Origin of the sequence: Tardiphaga sp. 42S5 (assembly GCF_034044155.1) — a bacterium.
Taxonomy (GTDB): domain Bacteria; phylum Pseudomonadota; class Alphaproteobacteria; order Rhizobiales; family Xanthobacteraceae; genus Tardiphaga; species Tardiphaga robiniae.
Window position 1 is genome coordinate 178,359 of the sequence record NZ_CP139027.1, and the last position, 17,956, is coordinate 196,314.

The 17,956-nt window shown below is 62.1% G+C and carries 16 protein-coding genes; 9 read left to right on the top strand and 7 right to left on the bottom strand.

Going from position 1 to position 17,956, the window contains the following annotated elements:
- The first annotated feature begins 177 nt into the window (after nucleotides 1-177).
- The 6 genes from SFY93_RS00865 (at nucleotide 178) to SFY93_RS00890 (ending at nucleotide 7,991) form a co-directional block, all read left to right on the top strand.
- A complete protein-coding gene (locus SFY93_RS00865) occupies nucleotides 178-2,121 on the top strand; it encodes a PrkA family serine protein kinase (protein ID WP_089267701.1) in 1,944 nt (647 codons plus the stop codon).
- Nucleotides 2,122-2,146: 25 nt separating this feature from the next.
- Entirely contained in the window at nucleotides 2,147-3,418 is a 1,272-nt protein-coding gene (locus SFY93_RS00870) for a YeaH/YhbH family protein (RefSeq protein ID WP_170849644.1), read from the top strand.
- Entirely contained in the window at nucleotides 3,415-4,950 is a 1,536-nt protein-coding gene (locus SFY93_RS00875) for a SpoVR family protein (RefSeq protein WP_320445720.1), read from the top strand. Before SFY93_RS00870 ends, SFY93_RS00875 begins: the two co-directional genes overlap by 4 nt.
- Before the next feature lie 96 nt (nucleotides 4,951-5,046).
- Nucleotides 5,047-5,322: a metal/formaldehyde-sensitive transcriptional repressor gene (locus tag SFY93_RS00880; RefSeq protein WP_320445721.1), complete on the top strand. Its 276-nt coding sequence runs from the start codon at nucleotides 5,047-5,049 to the stop codon at nucleotides 5,320-5,322.
- An 11-nt stretch (nucleotides 5,323-5,333) separates the two neighbouring features.
- Complete coding sequence (gene dmeF / locus SFY93_RS00885; protein WP_320445722.1) at nucleotides 5,334-6,260, top strand: CDF family Co(II)/Ni(II) efflux transporter DmeF; 927 nt, start codon at nucleotides 5,334-5,336, stop codon at nucleotides 6,258-6,260.
- Nucleotides 6,261-6,398: 138 nt separating this feature from the next.
- Nucleotides 6,399-7,991, top strand: a complete 1,593-nt coding sequence (locus tag SFY93_RS00890; RefSeq protein ID WP_320445723.1) for a class I adenylate-forming enzyme family protein — start codon at nucleotides 6,399-6,401, stop codon at nucleotides 7,989-7,991.
- Here the strand turns inward: SFY93_RS00890 and SFY93_RS00895 are convergent, their stop codons facing one another.
- The 3 genes from SFY93_RS00895 to SFY93_RS00905 form a co-directional block, all read right to left on the bottom strand.
- Entirely contained in the window at nucleotides 7,992-9,581 is a 1,590-nt protein-coding gene (locus SFY93_RS00895) for a gamma-glutamyltransferase family protein (protein WP_320445724.1), read from the bottom strand. It lies immediately after the preceding gene.
- A 68-nt stretch (nucleotides 9,582-9,649) separates the two neighbouring features.
- Complete coding sequence (locus SFY93_RS00900) at nucleotides 9,650-10,861, bottom strand: amidohydrolase family protein (RefSeq protein WP_320445725.1); 1,212 nt, start codon at nucleotides 10,859-10,861, stop codon at nucleotides 9,650-9,652.
- A gap of 93 nt (nucleotides 10,862-10,954) precedes the next feature.
- The gene (locus tag SFY93_RS00905; protein WP_231078961.1) at nucleotides 10,955-11,425 is read right to left on the bottom strand and encodes a MarR family winged helix-turn-helix transcriptional regulator; all 471 of its coding nucleotides are present in this window, start codon (nucleotides 11,423-11,425) and stop codon (nucleotides 10,955-10,957) included.
- Nucleotides 11,426-11,577: 152 nt separating this feature from the next.
- Here SFY93_RS00905 and SFY93_RS00910 point away from each other — a divergent pair, with 152 nt between their 5' ends.
- The 3 genes from SFY93_RS00910 to SFY93_RS29635 all read left to right on the top strand — a co-directional run bounded on the left by SFY93_RS00910 (nucleotide 11,578) and on the right by SFY93_RS29635 (nucleotide 13,637).
- Nucleotides 11,578-12,000 carry an organic hydroperoxide resistance protein gene (locus tag SFY93_RS00910; protein ID WP_320445726.1) on the top strand — a complete coding sequence of 141 codons (423 nt, stop codon included), beginning with the start codon at nucleotides 11,578-11,580 and terminating at the stop codon, nucleotides 11,998-12,000.
- Between the two features lie 94 nt (nucleotides 12,001-12,094).
- A complete protein-coding gene (locus SFY93_RS29630) occupies nucleotides 12,095-12,997 on the top strand; it encodes a cytochrome c biogenesis CcdA family protein (protein WP_414717031.1) in 903 nt (300 codons plus the stop codon).
- Between the two features lie 91 nt (nucleotides 12,998-13,088).
- On the top strand, nucleotides 13,089-13,637 hold the full coding sequence (locus SFY93_RS29635) for a hypothetical protein (RefSeq protein ID WP_414717127.1): 549 nt from the start codon (nucleotides 13,089-13,091) through the stop codon (nucleotides 13,635-13,637).
- Between the two features lie 9 nt (nucleotides 13,638-13,646).
- Here SFY93_RS29635 and SFY93_RS00920 read toward each other — a convergent pair whose 3' ends face one another.
- The 4 genes from SFY93_RS00920 to SFY93_RS00935 form a co-directional block, all read right to left on the bottom strand.
- Nucleotides 13,647-15,020, bottom strand: coding sequence for a VWA domain-containing protein (locus SFY93_RS00920; RefSeq protein WP_320445727.1), 1,374 nt, complete (start codon nucleotides 15,018-15,020; stop codon nucleotides 13,647-13,649).
- Between the two features lie 3 nt (nucleotides 15,021-15,023).
- A complete protein-coding gene (locus SFY93_RS00925; RefSeq protein ID WP_320445728.1) occupies nucleotides 15,024-15,971 on the bottom strand; it encodes an AAA family ATPase in 948 nt (315 codons plus the stop codon).
- 132 nt (nucleotides 15,972-16,103) lie between these two features.
- Nucleotides 16,104-16,865, bottom strand: a complete 762-nt coding sequence (locus SFY93_RS00930) for a thermonuclease family protein (RefSeq protein WP_320445729.1) — start codon at nucleotides 16,863-16,865, stop codon at nucleotides 16,104-16,106.
- 91 nt (nucleotides 16,866-16,956) lie between these two features.
- The gene (locus tag SFY93_RS00935; RefSeq protein WP_320445730.1) at nucleotides 16,957-17,856 is read right to left on the bottom strand and encodes an EamA family transporter; all 900 of its coding nucleotides are present in this window, start codon (nucleotides 17,854-17,856) and stop codon (nucleotides 16,957-16,959) included.
- Nucleotides 17,857-17,956 lie beyond the last annotated feature (100 nt).

The following is a 17,956-nucleotide window of genomic DNA, read 5'->3' on the forward strand; positions in this document are numbered from 1 at the left end:
CAAGTGCCTGAATATGAGTCGCGCGATGCACTCAGATCGCATTGCGCGATTTCGGACCTGGATGTGTCCTGAAGGCTATAGTGCTGATGTTGAGTCGCGATCGGAAAGACGCGTTCCGTTACCACCTTAGGAGCATCGCGACCAACAGGACGGCCGACCAGCAAGGAGAGAGGGATCATGTACAACGATTCTCTGTTCAATGCGTTCGCTAGAAGTTACGAAGCCCGAAGTGAGACGGACATGTCGATGTCCGAGTATCTGGAATCCTGCAGAGGGGACCCGATGCGATATGCGAACGCGGCGGAACGCCTACTGGCGGCGATCGGCGAGCCTCAAATGATAGACACGGCCAAGGATCCACGCCTTGGCCGTATTTTTTTGAATCGTACCATCCGTAGCTATCCAGCCTTTGCCGGCTTTCACGGCATGGAAGATACGATCGAACGCATCGTCGCCTTCTTCCGCCATGCAGCGCAGGGCCTCGAAGAGCGCAAGCAGATTCTCTATCTGCTCGGCCCGGTCGGCGGCGGCAAATCATCGCTTGCCGAGCGCCTCAAGGCCTTGATGGAAGTCCATCCCATCTATGTGCTGAAAGCTGGCGACGAACTCTCTCCGGTTTATGAAAGCCCGCTCAGCCTGTTCGATCCCGACACGCTCGGCCCGATGATCGAAGAGAAATATGGCATTCCGCGCCGGCGGCTTACGGGTCTCATGAGTCCGTGGTGCTACAAGCGGCTCGAAGCTTTCGGCGGCGACATCTCGCAATTCCGTGTCGCCCGCATCCAGCCGTCGCGATTGCGCCAGATCGCCATCGCCAAGACCGAACCCGGTGACGAGAACAACCAGGACATCTCCTCGCTGGTCGGCAAGGTGGATATCCGCAAGCTCGAAATCTTCGCCCAGAACGATCCCGACGCCTACAGCTATTCCGGTGGCCTCAACCGCGCCAATCAGGGCGTGCTTGAATTCGTCGAAATGTTCAAGGCGCCGATCAAGATGCTGCATCCGCTTCTGACGGCGACGCAGGAAGGCAACTATATCGGCACCGAAAATATCGGCGCAATTCCGTTCACTGGCGTGATTCTCGCCCACTCCAACGAGTCCGAGTGGCAGAGTTTCAAGGCCAACAAGAACAATGAAGCCTTCATCGATCGTATCTGCGTCATCAAGGTGCCGTACTGCCTGCGCGTCACCGAAGAACAGAAGATCTACGAGAAGCTTATTCAGGGCTCCGAACTTGCCACCGCACCTTGCGCACCGGCGACGCTGGAAACCCTGGCACGCTTCTCCGTGATGTCGCGGCTGCGCAAGCACGAGAACTCGACGACCTTCGCCAAGATGCGGGTCTATGACGGCGAAAGCCTGAAAGAGTCGGATCCGAAGGCCCGCAGCGTTCAGGAATACAAGGACGCCGCCGGTGTTGATGAAGGCATGGACGGTGCCTCGACGCGCTTCGCGTTCAAAGTTCTGGCCGCGACCTACAATCACGACACGTCGGAGATTGGGGCGGATCCCGTGCACCTGATGTATACGCTGGAGCAGGCGATCCGCAGGGAGCAGATGCCTGATGAAGTTGAAAAACGTTATCTCGAATTCATCAAGGCCGAGCTGGTGCCGCGTTATGCGGAGTTCATCGGTCACGAAATCCAGAAAGCCTATCTGGAATCCTATTCGGACTACGGCCAGAACCTGTTCGATCGCTACGTCGACTATGCCGATGCCTGGATCGAGGATCAGGACTTCAAGGATCCTGACACCGGACAATTGCTCGATCGCGAATTGCTCAATCAGGAACTGAGCAAGATCGAAAAACCGGCCGGAATCGCCAACCCCAAGGACTTCCGCAACGAAGTCGTGAAGTTCTCGCTTCGCTCGCGAGCACAGAACGGTGGAAAGAATCCGACCTGGACGAGTTATGAGAAGATCAGGGAAGTCATCGAAAAGCGCATCTTCTCTCAAGTTGAAGATCTGCTTCCGGTGATCTCCTTCGGATCTAAGAAGGACGGCGAGACCGAGAAAAAGCATGACGACTTCGTCGCGCGGATGATCGTTCGCGGCTACACCGAGCGCCAGGTTCGCCGCCTCGTCGAATGGTATATGCGCGTGAAACAGGCCGGCTGACGCAAGGAGCCAACATAACGTGGCCATGCATATCGTCGATAGACGCCTGAACCCGAGTAGCAAGAGTCTTGAGAACCGCCAGCGGTTCTTGCGACGCGCGAAAGCTCTGGTTCAGGGAGCCGTCAAGAAAGCCTCCCAGGACCGCGACATCAAAGACGTCCTGGAAGGCGGTGAAGTGTCCATCCCGCTCGACGGGATGAACGAGCCCCGGTTCTATCGCGAAGGCGGCATTCGCGACCGGGTGTTGCCCGGCAACGTGAAATTCGTGGAAGGTGATTACCTTCAGCGGCCGCAATCGAAGAGCGGCAGATCGAACGATGCCGGTGAAGGCGACGGCGAGGATGCATTCCGGTTTGTGCTCAGCCGGGAGGAGTTCGTCGACATTTTCCTCGACGACCTGGAACTGCCGGATCTTTCCAAGCGCAAGCTGGCCGAAGTCGAAAACGAAGGCCTGCGCCGCGCCGGATATACGACGTCCGGCTCGCCTGCCAACATCTCGGTCAGCCGCACCGTGCGCTTGGCCATGGCACGACGGGTTGCACTGCAGCGACCGCGACCCGAGGCCATTGCACAGTTGGAAGCTGAACTGGAGCATTGCAGTGACGAGCGCCGCCCCGAATTGCTGGCAGAGATCACGCGGCTGAAATCCAAGATGCGGCGGATTCCGTTCATCGATCCCATCGACATCCGCTATCGCCGCTTCGAGAACGTGCCGAAGCCGGTGGCGCAGGCCGTCATGTTCTGCCTGATGGACGTCTCCGGCTCGATGTCCGAGCACATGAAGGATCTCGCCAAACGATTCTACATGCTGCTCTACGTCTTCCTGACGCGTCGCTATCGCAAGGTCGAGATCGTCTTCATCCGTCACACCGACCGCGCCGAGGAAGTCGACGAGCAGACCTTCTTCCATGGCCCCGCGTCAGGCGGCACGCTGGTTTCCAGCGCACTGCAGGCCATGCATGAGATCGTGCAGTCACGCTATCGCCCCGCCGACTGGAATATCTATGCCGCACAGGCCTCGGACGGCGACAACTCTTATGCCGATGGCGATCTCTCCGGCCGCCTGCTCAAGGACATGATCCTGCCGGTGACGCAGTTCTTCGCCTATCTGGAAGTGGGCGAATCCGGCAGCCATCCGTTCGAAATGTCGGAATCCTCACTGTGGACGCTGTATCAGCGGCTGCGCGCGGAAGGTGCACCGCTGTCGATGCGCAAGGTCAACGACCGCAGCGAGATCTTTCCGGTGTTCCACGACCTGTTTCAACGTCGCCAGGCCAAAGAGAGGGTGGCTCCATGACAGACCGTCTCTACGAAGGCGCGGACTGGGACTTCACCACATTGCAGCGCATCCACGATGCCTGCGAGGAGATTGCCGAAAAGGAGCTCGGCCTCAACGTCTACCCGAACCAGATCGAGGTCATCACCGCGGAGCAGATGCTGGACGCTTACTCGTCCGTAGGCATGCCGCTGTATTACAAGCACTGGTCGTTCGGCAAACAATTCGCCCATCAGGAAGCGTCCTATCGCAAGGGCCTGATGGGCTTGGCCTATGAGATCGTTATTAACTCGTCGCCGTGCATTTCCTACCTGATGGAGGAAAACACGGCGACGATGCAGACGCTCGTAATCGCCCACGCCGCTTTCGGCCATAATCACTTCTTCAAGAACAATTATTTGTTCAAGCAGTGGACCGACGCCGACGGCATTCTCGACTATCTCGATTTTGCCAAGGGCTATGTGGCGCAGTGCGAGGAAAAGCATGGCCGCGCCGCGGTGGAGCAGACACTCGACGCCGCGCACGCGCTGATGTCGCACGGCGTCGATCGCTATCCCGGCAAAAAATCGCTGGATTTGCGGGCCGAGGAAAAACGCGCCAAAGAGCGCCGCAATCACGAAGAAACCTCGTTCAACGATCTGTGGCGCACGGTGCCGACGGGGCGGGCGAAGAGTGCCTCACTGCTCAGCGCGGAGCGACGACGCGCTCTGCTCGGCCTGCCGCAGGAAAACCTGCTGTATTTTCTGGAGAAATCCGCACCGCGCCTGAAGACCTGGCAGCGCGAACTCATCCGCATCGTCCGGCACATCTCGCAATATTTCTACCCGCAAGGTCAGACCAAGGTGATGAACGAAGGCACGGCCACTTACGTGCACTATCGCATCATGAGCCGACTGCATCAGACCGGACAGATCTCGGACGGCAACTTCCTGGAATTCCTGCAGTCGCACACCAATGTCGTGTTCCAGCCGAATTACGATGACCGGCGCTTCTCGGGCTTCAACCCCTATGCGCTCGGCTTCGCAATGATGCAGGACATCGAAAAAATCGTCACCGATCCGACCGACGAAGACCGCGCGTGGTTTCCCGATATCGCCGGCAAAGGCGATGCAATGGCGGTCCTGCGCGATATCTGGGCGAACTACCGCGACGAGAGCTTCGTCAGCCAGTTCCTGAGCCCACGACTGATGCGCCACATGCGGATGTTCCACCTGCATGACGACCCGGCCGTGTCGGAAGGCATCCGCGTCGACGCCATCCATGACGAGCGTGGCTATCGCCGCGTCCGACGTGTGCTGGCGCGTCAGTACGACGTCGGCCTGATCGATGCGAATATCGAAGTGGTGGACGTCGACCTCGCTGGCGATCGCCGGCTGATGCTGAAGCATTCGGTGCTCAATGGCGCCCTGCTGAATGAGGCCGACGCCAAGCGGGTGCTGCAGCATCTCGCCGATCTCTGGAGCTACGACGTCTCGCTTGCCGAGGTCGATGCCTCCGGCCTGGTGCTTAAGGAACACGTCGCCCATCCTCGCGTGATGGCCGCGGCCGCCTGATCGATCCCCTACGTTTCCTCCCGCAAACTCCCTTGCCCGGCTTGTCGCCGGGCGGGGACTTTCGCTCGGACGAAATATAGGGTAGGGGACTATCCTATGTCGCATCTCACCGCTAACAAGACCAAGCTGCTCGCCCGGGTCCGTCGGCTCGCCGGCCAAATGGCCGCCATTGAGAAGGCCATCACCGAAGACGCCGGCTGCGCCACGATTCTGCATCAGGTCGCAGGCGTGCGCGGCTCTGTCAGCGGGCTGATGGATGAACTGATCGAGGACCATGTCCGCGAGCATGTCGCCCATCCTGGTCTCAGCGCCGACGACCGTGCGGCCGGTGCCGAAGAACTCATCGCCGCTATCCAGCGCTACGCGAAATAAGGACCGGCAGCATGCGCACCCACGCCGACATCGACCACCTGTCCCACGAGCACATGTTTCTGGACGACAATCATGACGAGAACACCCGCCGCACGCTGTGGGTGGTCGTCCTTACAGCGCTGATGATGGTCGGCGAGATCGTTGCCGGCACAGTCTTCAACTCGATGGCGCTGCTGGCTGACGGCTTCCATATGGCGACCCATGCCGTGGCGCTCGCCATTGCCGCGGGCGCCTATGCCTATGCACGCCGCAACGCACATAACCGCCGCTTTACTTTCGGCACGGGCAAGGTCGGCGATCTCGCCGGCTTTGCCTCCGCGTTGGTGCTGGCGATCATCGCCATCGGCATCGCCGTCGAATCCGTGCAGCGGCTATTCAATCCGTCCACAGTCGCCTTCGGCGAAGCCACGGTGATCGCCGTCATCGGTTTGATCGTGAATATCGCCAGCGCGTTTCTGCTGAGCGGCGGACATCATCACCACGGCCACGATCATCACGGCCATGACCACGACCATCGCGACAGCGCACATCATCGCGACAACAACATGCGCTCCGCCTTCATGCATGTGCTGGCCGATGCGCTGACCTCGGTGCTCGCCATCGCCGCGCTGCTAGCCGGCCGCTATCTTGACTGGATTTGGCTCGATCCTGTGATGGGTATCGTCGGCAGCATCGTCATCGCCGCATGGGCGTGGAATCTGCTGCGCGACACTGCGGCCGTGTTGCTCGACACGTCAGATCCGCATCTCGAGCAGGAAATCCGCGATGAGGTCGAGCGCCCCGGCGATGCCCGCATCTTCGACCTCCACGTCTGGCGCGTCGGCCCCGGTGCGCATGCCGCGATCGTCGGCTTTGCCGGCGGAGCGAGCACAGAGACGGTGCGGCAGCGCCTCGCCGCCGTGCATGAATTGCAGCACGTGACTGTGGAAGCGCGCTAACGCCGGACGCAGATCTCCACGAGCCATGCGGCGAAGCGGGTTGGCATTTGCCGCATGGCTGATTAACCTGACGTCATCATCGCCAGCCAAATGGCGGGACGTGCCGATTGCGGCGCGCAAAAAACGTCTGGGACGGACATGCAAGGACAGATCGCGCCGGACACCTCAACGCCGGCCACCCGCCATGAAGTTCTCTACCGCGAACGCGTCGTCACCTGTTTCTCCGATCGTCCGCCGACTCTCGACGTCATGCTGCGCGCCGCAGTCGCGCGGAAGCCCGATGGCGTCGCGATGGTGCTCGGCGAAAAACGCGTCACCTATGCGGAGCTCGATCACGTCGCGGAGAATGTCGCCCGCAATCTGATCGCCTCCCGCTTCAAGAGGGGCGAGCGCATCGCTATACTGCTCGGTAACTGCCTGGAATTCATCTTCTGCGCGCTCGGCGCCGTCCGCGCCGGCATGATCGTCGTCCCGCTCAATACGCGGCAGCGCGCACCCGAGATCGACTATGTGCTGCAGCAGTGCGGGGCTTCAGCGCTCGTCTATGACGCCGACTGCGAGGCCAACCTGCCCGCACCACGTGCGGGCTTGCGTAATCAGTGGGTGGTCGGCAGCGGGCGTGCGCCATCCTTTGCGGAGCTGACGAAAGATGCGCCTGCCGCTGCGCTTCCCGAACTCCATCAGGAAGACACCGCTTTTCTGCTCTATACGTCAGGCACCACTGGCAACCCGAAAGGCGCGATGCTCACCCATGCGAGCATCATCCATTCGCTGCTCAACTTCCAGCACGGCTATGGCCTGCACGACGGTGACGTCACCATGCTGGCGGTGCCAGCATCGCATGTCACCGGGCTTGTGGCATTGATCCTTGCGACCATCAATGTCGCCGGAACGACGGTCATCCTGCCGACCTTCAAGGCACCGGAGTTTCTCGCTGTCGCGGCACGCCAGCGCATGACCTACACACTAATGGTGCCCGCGATGTACAATCTCTGCCTGCTGCAGCCGGACTTCGAGACCCACGACCTCACGGCCTGGCGCATCGCCGGCTTCGGCGGGGCGCCGATGCCGGAAGCGACCATCACGCGCCTCGCGCAGGTGCTGCCGAAGCTCAATCTGTGCAATGCCTATGGTTCGACCGAGACTTCATCACCCGCGACGATGTTTCCGCCCGGCTCGCCCGTCAGCAAGATCAATTCGGTCGGGCGACCCGTGACGGGCGCGCATATCGTGGTCGCCGATGAAGAAGGACGTGAGGTGCCGGCCGGTCAGGACGGCGAATTGCTCATTGCCGGCGCGATGGTCGTGCCGGGCTATTGGGACAATCCGGATGCGACTCGCACCGGCTTCGTCGGCGGCTACTGGCGCTCCGGCGATATCGGCCGCATGGATGCGGACGGCTATGTCTATGTGGTCGACCGCAAGAAGGACATGATCAATCGCGCCGGCTTCAAGATCTACTGTACCGAGGTTGAAAACGTGATGTCACATCATCCCGCAATCGTCGAAAGCGCGGTGGTGGGAAAACCGGATCCAGTGCTGGGCGAACGCGTACACGCCTTCGTCTACAGCCCCGATGGCGGCAATGAGGCCGACATCCACAAATACTGCGCGGAGCGACTGTCCGACTACAAGGTGCCGGACACCATCACCTTCCTGAAGGAGCCGCTGCCGCGCAACGCTAACGGCAAAATCCTCAAGACCGAGCTACGCAAGATGATGGCGAACTGATCACCAAGCGGCGACAGCACCATCCGAGCGTGGGTCCGTCGCGCCTTCGAGCACACCGTTGGCGTGCAGCACGATGGCGCCGGCATGGCCCATGGTGCCGGTATAGCTACCGAGCACCTCGACCACGTGACCGGCAGCCCGAAGCTGCTGGATCAATGCGGGATCGAAGCGATCCTCCACCTTCAGCGTGACGCTCTCGTCGCCCCAGGTCTTGCCGAGCAGCCAGCGCGGCGCGGTCACGGCCTGCTGCAGCGGCATGTTGAACATGCCGTAGCGCGAGAACACCGCTGACTGCGTCTGCGGCTGCCCCTCGCCGCCCATGTTTCCGTAAACCATACGACGGCCGTCATCGAAGATCGCCATCGCGGGATTGAGCGTGTGGAACGGCTTGCGGCTCGGCTTCAGCGCATTCCAGCCACTTTCGGCAAGCCGGAACGAGGCGCCACGATTTTGCCAGCAGATGCCGGTTTCCGGCAGCACGACGCCGGAGCCGAACTCGAAATAGACCGACTGGATGAACGACACCGAACGGCCCTGTTCGTCGATGACGCCGAGCCAGATGGTATCGCCGGGCTTGCGCACATGCGGCCACGGCAGCGCAATCTTGCGATCGATATGGCGCGCCAGTTCGTCAAGCTTCGCATCGTCGAGGAATGACGCCGGATCCACCGTCATGTGATCGGGATCGCCGACATGCTCGTCGCGCACGATGAAGGCCTGCTTGGTGGCCTCGATCAGACCGTGGATGTGATCGAAACCTTCGGCCTGGGTGACACCAAGGCGATCGAACATCGCGAGGATCATCAGCGACGACAGGCCCTGCGTCGGCGGCGCCATGTTGAACAGCTGCGCGCCGCGCACGGTGGTCGATAGCGGCGGACGTTCGCTGGCTTGATGGTTCTGCAGATCGGCCGCGGTGACGGGCGATGCGACCCTGGCGAGATCAGCGGCGATCGTGTCGGCCAGCTTGCCGTTGTAGAAACTCTCGAAGCCCTCGACGGCCAGACGCTTCAGCGTCGCGCCGAGCGCCGGCAGTTTCATGATATCGCCTTCGGCCGGCGCCTGCCCGTTCGGCATGAAAGTCCCGGCGAAATTCGGCTGGTCCTTCAGCTCCGCGAATTTCTCAGACGTCAGTTCGGATTGGCTGCGCGTGACGACGATGCCGTTCTCGGCATAATAGATTGCGCTGTCGAGCAGGCGTTCGCGCGACAGCGGCTTCTGCCAATGCTTCGAAACATCCAGCGCCTTCTGCCAGCCGGACACGGTCCCGGCGACGGTGTTGGCAGCGAGCGGTCCGCGGAACGGAATCGCCGAAGCGCCCTTCGACGCATAGTAAGCAAGGTCCACCGCTGCGCCGGCGCGACCGCAGGCATCCAACGTGATCGGCGCCTTACCGGGCTCGGCGATCAGCCAGAAGCCGTCGCCCCCGATGCCGGTCATGTGCGGATAGACCACTGCGAGCGCCGCCGCTACGGCGATCGCCGCTTCCACAGCGGTCCCGCCGTCCTTGAGCACATCGAGACCGGCCTGCGACGCCAAGTGATGCGGCGAGGTCACCATGCCCCGTCGCGCGCGCGGTGTTTCAAGCATTCGTCGTCTCCAGAACTCGTGGCATGCCAGCTTTGTTTGGCGCAGTCGTAACGCGTCCAGCCGATGATTCAAGCTTTTCGGGCGACAATCTCGCCGTCCCGGGCAACCAGCCGGCCGTTCTTGTAGACCGCGCGGCGCCTTGGCAGATCGACCACGGCCTGCGGCACGTGCGGTGCATCGATGGCGACGAAGTCGGCCTTGGCGCCGACGCGGAGGCCGTGATCTTCCAGCCGCAGCGCTTTCGCACCACCGGCCGTGACGATGTCGAAGGCCAGCATCAGATCTTCGTCGGTGTTGAAGCCGGAGCGATAGCCGATCATCATGGCGCGGCCGAGCATGTCGCCGTCGCCATAGGGCCACCAGGAGTCCCGGATGTTATCGCAGCCACCGAACACGGTGACGCCGGCCGCGCGCAGCAGCTTCACCGGTGGAAACGGCCGCGCACCCGGCGCATTGGTCATGATGGCGACGCCGCTCACTGCCAGCAACTCGGCTGTTCGCTGCACGACATCAGGAGCGACATCGCCGAGCGAATAAGCGTGGCTGACGGCGACGTGGCCCTGCATGCCCAGCGCCTGCGTGCGCGCGCAAATCTGTTCTATCTCGAAAATGCCGAGCATCGAGGGATCGTGCAGATGGATATCGACATCAACACCGCGGCGCTCGGCGATGCCGAACACCACATCGAGATGTTTCTCGACATCGCGGTCGAAGCCACCGGGATCGAGACCGCCGATCACGTTCGCGCCGAGATCGAAAGCAGCATCGAGCAGATCCGGCGTGCCCGGACTGCGCAGGATGCCGCTTTGCGGGAAGGCGACGAGCTGGATGTCGATGAGGTCGCGATGCGCCTCTCGCACGGCGAGGATGATCTCCAACGATTTGAGACCGACCGAACCGTCGACCATCACATGGCTGCGCATCCGCGTGCTGCCGTGGCCGAGGCAAAGCTCAAGCTGGCTCTGCGCGCGCTCAGTCATCGGCGCGGCTTTGGCCATGTTGTCGGCCTGGATGGCGACACGTTCCTGCACGTTGAAGCCGTTCGAATACGGCACATGCGGCCGCCAGATATCGCCGTAGAAACTGGTGTCGAGATGGACGTGGCCTTCGACGAAGGACGGGATCACAAGCGTGCCGCCGAGATCGACGGTCTCTGCGGTTGTCGGTGCGGGATTACTACCGGATGTGATCGAGGTGATATGGCCGCCGCTGACGGCAATCGCGTTGAGGCTACCGTCTGCGAATTTCGCCTGCGTAAAAATCGTGTCGATGTCGCTCACGCCAACCTCTCGGACTGATCTGCTGCCGCGAGGTTACAGGAGGACGACACAGCATGCACCCGCATGCCGGCCGCTGCATGGCCAATGCGTCGGTCAGCTCTCGCGCGCAGCCTTGATGAGGTTGTCGCGCAGCGTGGCGACGCCCTGCTGCATTTTCTTGAATTCGTCGGGCTCAAGACCGGATGCCTTCACGAGATTCATGGTCAGCCCCTTCTCGCGCAGCCGCCGGCCTTCGTCGGTCAGGCTGATCACCACCTGCCGCTCATCCCCAGGATCGCGCTGCCGGCGCAGATAGCCCATCGCTTCGAGCTTCTTCAGGATCGGCGTCAGCGTGTTGGACTCCAGAAACAGCTTTTCGCCGAGGCTGCCCACGGTCTGCCCGTCCTCCTCCCACAGCGCCACGATGGCGATGTACTGGGTGTAAGTCAGACCGAGCTTTTCGAGGATCGGCTTGTAGGCCCGGCCATAGGCCAGATTGGCTGAATAGATCGAAAAGCAAAGGAAATCCGACAGTTTCGGCCCGGCCTGCTCGGATTTGACCGATTTTAGCTTGCTTGATGACATGTCCGCACTCCCGTCAGGACACGAGAACGTGACCTAACGCATCCATATATATATCGGATGCGATTAAATCGGAAGAGTTGACAGATAGATCGGAGCCGTTATTTGTATCGCACTCGATTGCATCGCGTGCGATACAAATAGGAGCTACGACCATGACCACGACCACCATTGAAAAGGTTCTCTATACCGCCCAGACCCACACCACCGGCGGCCGCGATGGCGCGTCGCAAAGCTCGGACGGTCGGCTCGACGTCAAGCTGTCGCCTCCCGGCTCGGCCGGCGCCGGCACCAATCCCGAGCAAATGTTCGCGGCCGGCTGGTCCGCCTGCTTCATCGGCGCCATGGGGCGCGCCGCCGGCAATCTGAAGGTCAAGCTGCCGGCCGACGTTGCCGTCGACACCGAAGTCGACCTTGGCACCACCGGCGGCGACTTCTTCCTGCAGGCCCGCCTCAATGTCAGCCTGCCCGGCCTTGCACCGGACGTCGCTCGCCAAGTGGTCGATGCCGCGCATCAGATCTGCCCCTACTCCAAGGCAACGCGCGGCAACATCAATGTCGCGATCAACCTGATCTGACCTCGCCTTCTTCCGCGGACCGTCAACCGGTCCGCGGATCGCGGCGCTCCCCCGAACGGTCGCCGGCTTCACTCGTGTATTTCTGGAGATCACCGTGACGCTCTTCATCCTCGCTTATGCAGCCGGCCTGCTCACCATCGCATCGCCCTGCATCTTCCCGATCCTGCCGATCATTCTCGCCCGCGCGGACCAGCCGTTTCGCCGCAGCGGATTGCCCTTGCTGATGGGCCTCACACTGACTTTCGCGGTGGCCGCCAGTCTCGCCTCTGTCGCCGGCAACTGGGCGATCGAGGCAAATCGCTATGTCAGAACCATCGCCCTCATCGCAATGACGCTATTCGGCCTGGCACTGCTGTTGCCGACTCTAGCCACACGGCTGATGGCGCCGCTAGTACTACTCGGTGTGAAGTTGTCCGATTCGGCCGGCCAGAATGATGCAAACGCAAACCGCACACCGGTCGCTTCGCTGCTGCTCGGCATCGCGACGGGCCTCGTCTGGGCACCCTGTGCCGGACCGGTGCTGGGCCTGATCCTCACCGGCGCGGCACTGCACGGGCCGGGAATCGATACCGTGTTGCTGTTGCTCGCCTATGGTCTTGGTGCGGCAACGTCACTCGCCGCCGGCATGCTACTGGGCGGACGTTTGCTCGCCAAAGCGCGCGAGCTGATGCCATGGAGCGATGGCGTGCGTCGCGCGCTGGGTGGCGCGGTAGTGCTCGGCGCCATCGCGATCTGGGCCGGGCTGGATACGCGCCTGCTGACGCAACTATCACTGCCGTCAACGACGGCGTTTGAAAGCAAGCTGATCGACACTGCCGCATGTCCGCGCCTGGGCCGAGAAGTATCGCGATCAGGGCCTCGTCGTGATCGGCGTCCACACGCCGGAATTCGCTTTCGAGAAGAATGTCGACAATGTCAACACCGCAACGACGAAGCTCGGCGTCGGCTATCCCGTCGCGATCGACAACGACTTCCGGATCTGGCGCGCCTTCAGTAACAATGCATGGCCCGCCCTCTATTTCGTCGGTGCCGATGGTCGCATCCGTCATCAAGCGATCGGTGAAGGCAACTACGCGACGTCCGAACAGGTGATCCAGCAGCTGCTCGCGGAAGCCGGCCACAAGCCGACCGGCGAAACCGCGAAGATCCAGGCGGAAGGCACGCAGGTCGCCGCGGACGAGGAGCAACTCCGTTCGTCAGAGACCTATCTCGGCTATGCGCAGGCCAGCGGCTTCACCTCGCCGGGCGGCGCACGCGAAGACGTGCCGAACCTCTATCGCGGGAGCGACATGCTACCGCTGAACCGCTGGACGCTGGGCGGCACATGGACCATCGGCCGCGAATATGCGCAGCTCGATGAGGCGTCAGGCCGTATCGCCTATCGTTTCCACGCCCGCGACCTGCATCTGGTTCTTGGGCCATCGCCGGACGGCAAGCCGGTGCGCTTCCGCGTCACCATCAATGGCGCAGCACCCGGCGCCAGCCATGGCACCGATACCGATGCCGAGGGATATGGCACCGTGACGGATGCAAAACTGTATCAATTGGTGCGGCAAGTTGGCGACGTCACCGACCGCACATTCGGAATCGAATTCCTCGATCCGGGCGTGCGGGCCTATGCCTTCACCTTCGGCTGATGACGACGGCTATTGATAGGTCGCCACGATATCCGCGACGGCGCGCTCGAGTTGCTGCGCCGTCGCGCATTGGCGCACGACATTGCAGAAGGTCGCATAGCGCGGCATTTCGGAATCGCCGAAGCCCCAGCCCATCCGTCCTTCCGGATTGAGCCAAACCAGCCGCTTCGAGCGCTCGCCGATACGGCGCAGGATGTCGGCGCGCGGATCGAGATTGTTGCTGCGGGCATCGCCGAGCACAATGACCGTGGTCTGCGCCGTGATCGCGCTCATGAAACCCTTCTCGAAATCGACGAAGGAGCGACCATAGTCGGACGAGCCGTAGCCAACCGACGACATGATCTGCTTCATCGCCTCTTCAGGCTTGTTCTTCTCCAGGACTTCACTGACTTCGATCAGGTTGCCGGAAAAAGCGAAGGAGCGCACATCGGATACAACTTCATGCAGGCTGTGGATCAGCAGCAGGAAGAAGTCGGAGACCTGCGCGACCGAGCCCGAGACGTCGCAGATCGCGACGATCTTCGGCTTGTCGCGATGGCGGCGCTTCCATGCCGTCATGAACGGCACGCCGCCCCAAGCAGCATTGCGGCGGATGGTGCGGCGGACATCGAGATGGCCACGGCGCTGCCGTTTGCGCGGCTTGCTGAAGCGCTCCCGCAGCCGCCGCGCGATCTGCCGGATCAGAACGCGCATCTGCGCGATCTGCCGCTGTTCCAGCCGCGCCATCGGCGCATTGCGCAGGATCTCATTGCGCAACGCCTCTTTCTCCTCGCGGCCATAGAGCAGCAGCGCCTGCGCGACCATCTCGCTGACGGTCTCGCGCAGGCTGCCGAGCGCCGTTGCAAGCCGTTCTGCATCTGCCGGATTGCGGGTCGTAAGCGCGTCGATGTCGTCGCGCAATTGCGCGATCCCGAGCTGCTCGAGCACCCGGCTAGCAAACAGCCCCCGCTGGGTGAAGACACGGATGTCGGTCAGGCCGGCGGCATTCGATGCGTTTGAAAGCGCAGCGGCAATGGCGGCGCGGTCCTGCGCCAGCAGCATCTGCGCGAGCGAACCGAGTTCGGTCGAATCCTGTGCCGACGCGGTACCTGCCGCGGCGTCGGTCCCGCTCTCGCTTGCCCCCTCGCCAGTCTCGTCGTCGTCATTTGCCGCGGACGGCGCGTCGAAATCAGGATGGGTGAAGAACGTATCGAAACAGGCAGCGAGCGCCGCCTTCTCCTCGCCGGATTTCGCCAGCGTCAGCAGCAGCGCATCGCGCAGGATGCCGCGATCGGAGGGACCGACCTCGGCGACCGCGCGCATCGCATCGATACTTTCGGCGGGCGAGATTTTCACCCCGGCGCCGCGCGCCGCCCGAAAGAAACGATGCAGGGTGTCACGCATCGGCTAACCGAACGCGCCCTGCCGGTCGGCCTTGGCAACGAAGCCCGAGACCTGCGGCAGTGTCGCTTCGATATCGCCTTCGTATTTCAGCAGCACGTTGAGCGTATCCTTGACCATCTCGTGGCCGAGTTCGGACGCACCGAGCAGCACGAGCACCTTGGCCCAGTCGATGGTCTCGCTGACCGACGGTAGTTTCTTCAGGTCCAGCGTGCGGACCTGATTGACGAAACCAACAAGCTGCTTGCGCAAGGTGGTGGACACGCCAGGCACGCGAGTCTCGACGATGCGCTCTTCGAGCTTGGGCTCGGGAAAGCCGATATGCAGATGCAGACAGCGGCGCTTCAAGGCATCGCCAAGATCACGTTCGCCGTTCGAGGTCAGGATCACGGTCGGCGGTACGATGGCTACGACGGTGCCGAGCTCGGGGATCGTGACCTGGAAGTCGGACAGGATTTCGAGCAGCAGCGACTCGAATTCGGCGTCGGACTTGTCGATCTCGTCGATCAGGAGCACGCAGCCCATCGGCTGTTCCAGCGCACGCAGCAACGGACGCGGCTCGACGAATTCCTTGGAGAAGAACACGTCGCCGAAATCATGCAGCTGCTCCAGCGCCTTGTCGAGCGTATCGGCGCCGCCCAGCACTTCGCCGAGTTTGTCCTTCAGTATCTGTGTGTAGAGCAGCTGCTTGGCGTATTTCCACTCATACAGCGCTTTGGCCTCGTCGAGGCCCTCATAGCACTGCATGCGGATCATCTCGAGGCCGCGCGAGGCGGCGATTGCCTTGGCGAGTTCGGTCTTGCCGACGCCGGCCGGGCCTTCGACCAGGATCGGTTTCTCGATCTTCTCGGCGAGATAGACAGCGGTGGCGATCTGCCGGCTGGCAATATAGCCGGCAGAGGCCAGGCTGCGCTCAACGGCTTCGATCGATGCTGAACTGGTGTTCTCGGCCACGCGCTTTACTCCGGATTTCGCATACTGGAATAAGCCCCTTAAACAGGTTTTGGGCGCCGCGCCCGGCTCATTCCGGCGTCCTGATTTGCTACGTGGTTCAGCCCGCGGCGTCCAGCGCCACCGGCTCATCGCTCAGTTGCGGCGACTGGGGGCCTGACAGTTGAGCGCCTTGCGGTACCCCGCGGCGCGGGCGTCGTCCTCGCTGCAAAACCAGCGATCCGGCTTCGGCTGGGTCGCGTAATTCTGGCATTGGGGAATGAGATAGACGCCAACATGGCCGGTAAACTTGGCCCGCCGGACCTGTTTCGCCCGGATATTGCAGCCGGCCGGCATCGCGAGATCGGTGGGAAACAGCGCCGCGCGTAGCTCCTTGTCCTTGTCGCTCCGGCAGGCCGAGCCGAGCAATGGGCTGTCAGCGGTCTTGCTGCGGAACTCCGCAGGCGTCACGAAGCACCCGCGCCACAGACCCTGGCGCTTGTCCTTCGCAGCCGTCTCATCGGGCTTGAGGCTGGTCTTGGCGCTGACCTTGTCCGACGGTTCGATGCTCACCGCATAGCCCGATTGGATCACCGCCTGATTGAGACTACTCGTCTCGCCAACGACACTGCAGAGACCGGCGCGACGGTTCTTGTAGATCTTGTCCTCGCCAAGGTCCTCGCAGCGAACCTCGCGCTTGCCGATCAGTTTCACCAGCTGGTCCCTTGCCTCGATGCCGCAGGCCCAGTTGTCGGCATGTTCATCGACACAGGGCTGATCGACCTCCGGCGCGTCCAGGCCGGCAAGCTTGTAGGCGACATTGCCGATCTGGATCGTATCGCCGTCCTTGACGATGGCTTCGACCGCCGAGGCCGGGTTGGCGACAAGCAGCAGGAAGAGCAGGGACAGGATGCGCATCAATCTGGTCTCGGGATCGGCACGGGAGGGCTTCGATCAGTCCTATCGCAGCATGCGCGCCCACGAAAGAGACATCACACGCACTGCGCCGTCACACCGCAACCAGCATCGCCACGCCGACGACAATCAGCGCGATCCCCGACAATTCGCGAGCGGACAACGGCTGTTTGAACGAATAATAGGCGACGGCCTGCGCGAACAACACCTCGACCAGCGCCAGTGTCCGCACATTGGCGGCGGCCGTAAGTGCAAAGGCCAGGAACCAGAATTGCGAGGCGGCTGCGCCCATGAAGCCGGCCAGCATCGATGGCTTCCATAGGCCGAGGATGTCGCTCAACACCTTGGGGGCACGGGCCAGCAGATAGATGGTCAGGATCAAGGTCTGCACGAATAGTGCCCAGACCAGCGCATAGGACGCCGCCGTGACGAAACTGACACCGGGCACCGTGATGATGGCGCCGCGAAAGCCGACGGCCGACAGCGCAAAAGCCGCCGCCGCGACCAGCCCGAGGACGGTCGGCCGGATGCTGGCGATGTTGCGCGTAGCACCGGGCCGCAGCGCCGTGACGACGACTCCGATGGTCGCAATCAGGATCGCCGCGACCTTCAGCGCCGTCAGATGGTCACCGAGAAAGACGAAACCGAAAATCGCGGTCTGGATCGCCTCGGTCTTGAGATAGGCGATGGTCACCACGAAGGAGCGGTCATTCATCGCCGCCAGCATGAGCCCGGTTGCAAATATCTGGCTCAGCGCGCCGAGCAGCAGCCACGGCCAGAATTCGGCTGATGGCCATGGCACCGTGTCGCCCGTTGCCAGGATGATCACCACGAAAAAGACGATCGAAAACGGGAAGCCGAACAGGAAACGGATGTTGGTCGCGCCCCAGGTCCCGAGCGGCCCAGTGAGCGAACGCTGCATGGCATTGCGCGTCACCTGCCCCAGCGAGGCGATGATAGTGAAGGGGATCCAGAGCGAGGCGATGGTGAACATGAGGCAGGACGGGTCCGCAAGCGATGGCGCGGAACCTGACTGCGTCACGCCGCAGGGTCAAGCGGCCCGCGCCCATGCCTGCGATGCGATCGCGACCGCC

What these genes read in the sequence shown, in the direction of transcription:
- SFY93_RS00865 (WP_089267701.1), top strand. Translation starts at nt 178, where the DNA reads ATGTACAACGATTCTCTGTTCAATGCGTTCGCTAGAAGTTACGAAGCC.
- SFY93_RS00870 (WP_170849644.1), top strand. Translation starts at nt 2,147, where the DNA reads ATGCATATCGTCGATAGACGCCTGAACCCGAGTAGCAAGAGTCTTGAG.
- SFY93_RS00875 (WP_320445720.1), top strand. Translation starts at nt 3,415, where the DNA reads ATGACAGACCGTCTCTACGAAGGCGCGGACTGGGACTTCACCACATTG.
- SFY93_RS00880 (WP_320445721.1), top strand. Translation starts at nt 5,047, where the DNA reads ATGTCGCATCTCACCGCTAACAAGACCAAGCTGCTCGCCCGGGTCCGT.
- dmeF (WP_320445722.1), top strand. Translation starts at nt 5,334, where the DNA reads ATGCGCACCCACGCCGACATCGACCACCTGTCCCACGAGCACATGTTT.
- SFY93_RS00890 (WP_320445723.1), top strand. Translation starts at nt 6,399, where the DNA reads ATGCAAGGACAGATCGCGCCGGACACCTCAACGCCGGCCACCCGCCAT.
- SFY93_RS00895 (WP_320445724.1), bottom strand. Translation starts at nt 9,581, where the DNA reads ATGCTTGAAACACCGCGCGCGCGACGGGGCATGGTGACCTCGCCGCAT.
- SFY93_RS00905 (WP_231078961.1), bottom strand. Translation starts at nt 11,425, where the DNA reads ATGTCATCAAGCAAGCTAAAATCGGTCAAATCCGAGCAGGCCGGGCCG.
- SFY93_RS00910 (WP_320445726.1), top strand. Translation starts at nt 11,578, where the DNA reads ATGACCACGACCACCATTGAAAAGGTTCTCTATACCGCCCAGACCCAC.
- SFY93_RS00920 (WP_320445727.1), bottom strand. Translation starts at nt 15,020, where the DNA reads ATGCGTGACACCCTGCATCGTTTCTTTCGGGCGGCGCGCGGCGCCGGG.
- SFY93_RS00930 (WP_320445729.1), bottom strand. Translation starts at nt 16,865, where the DNA reads ATGCGCATCCTGTCCCTGCTCTTCCTGCTGCTTGTCGCCAACCCGGCC.
- SFY93_RS00935 (WP_320445730.1), bottom strand. Translation starts at nt 17,856, where the DNA reads ATGTTCACCATCGCCTCGCTCTGGATCCCCTTCACTATCATCGCCTCG.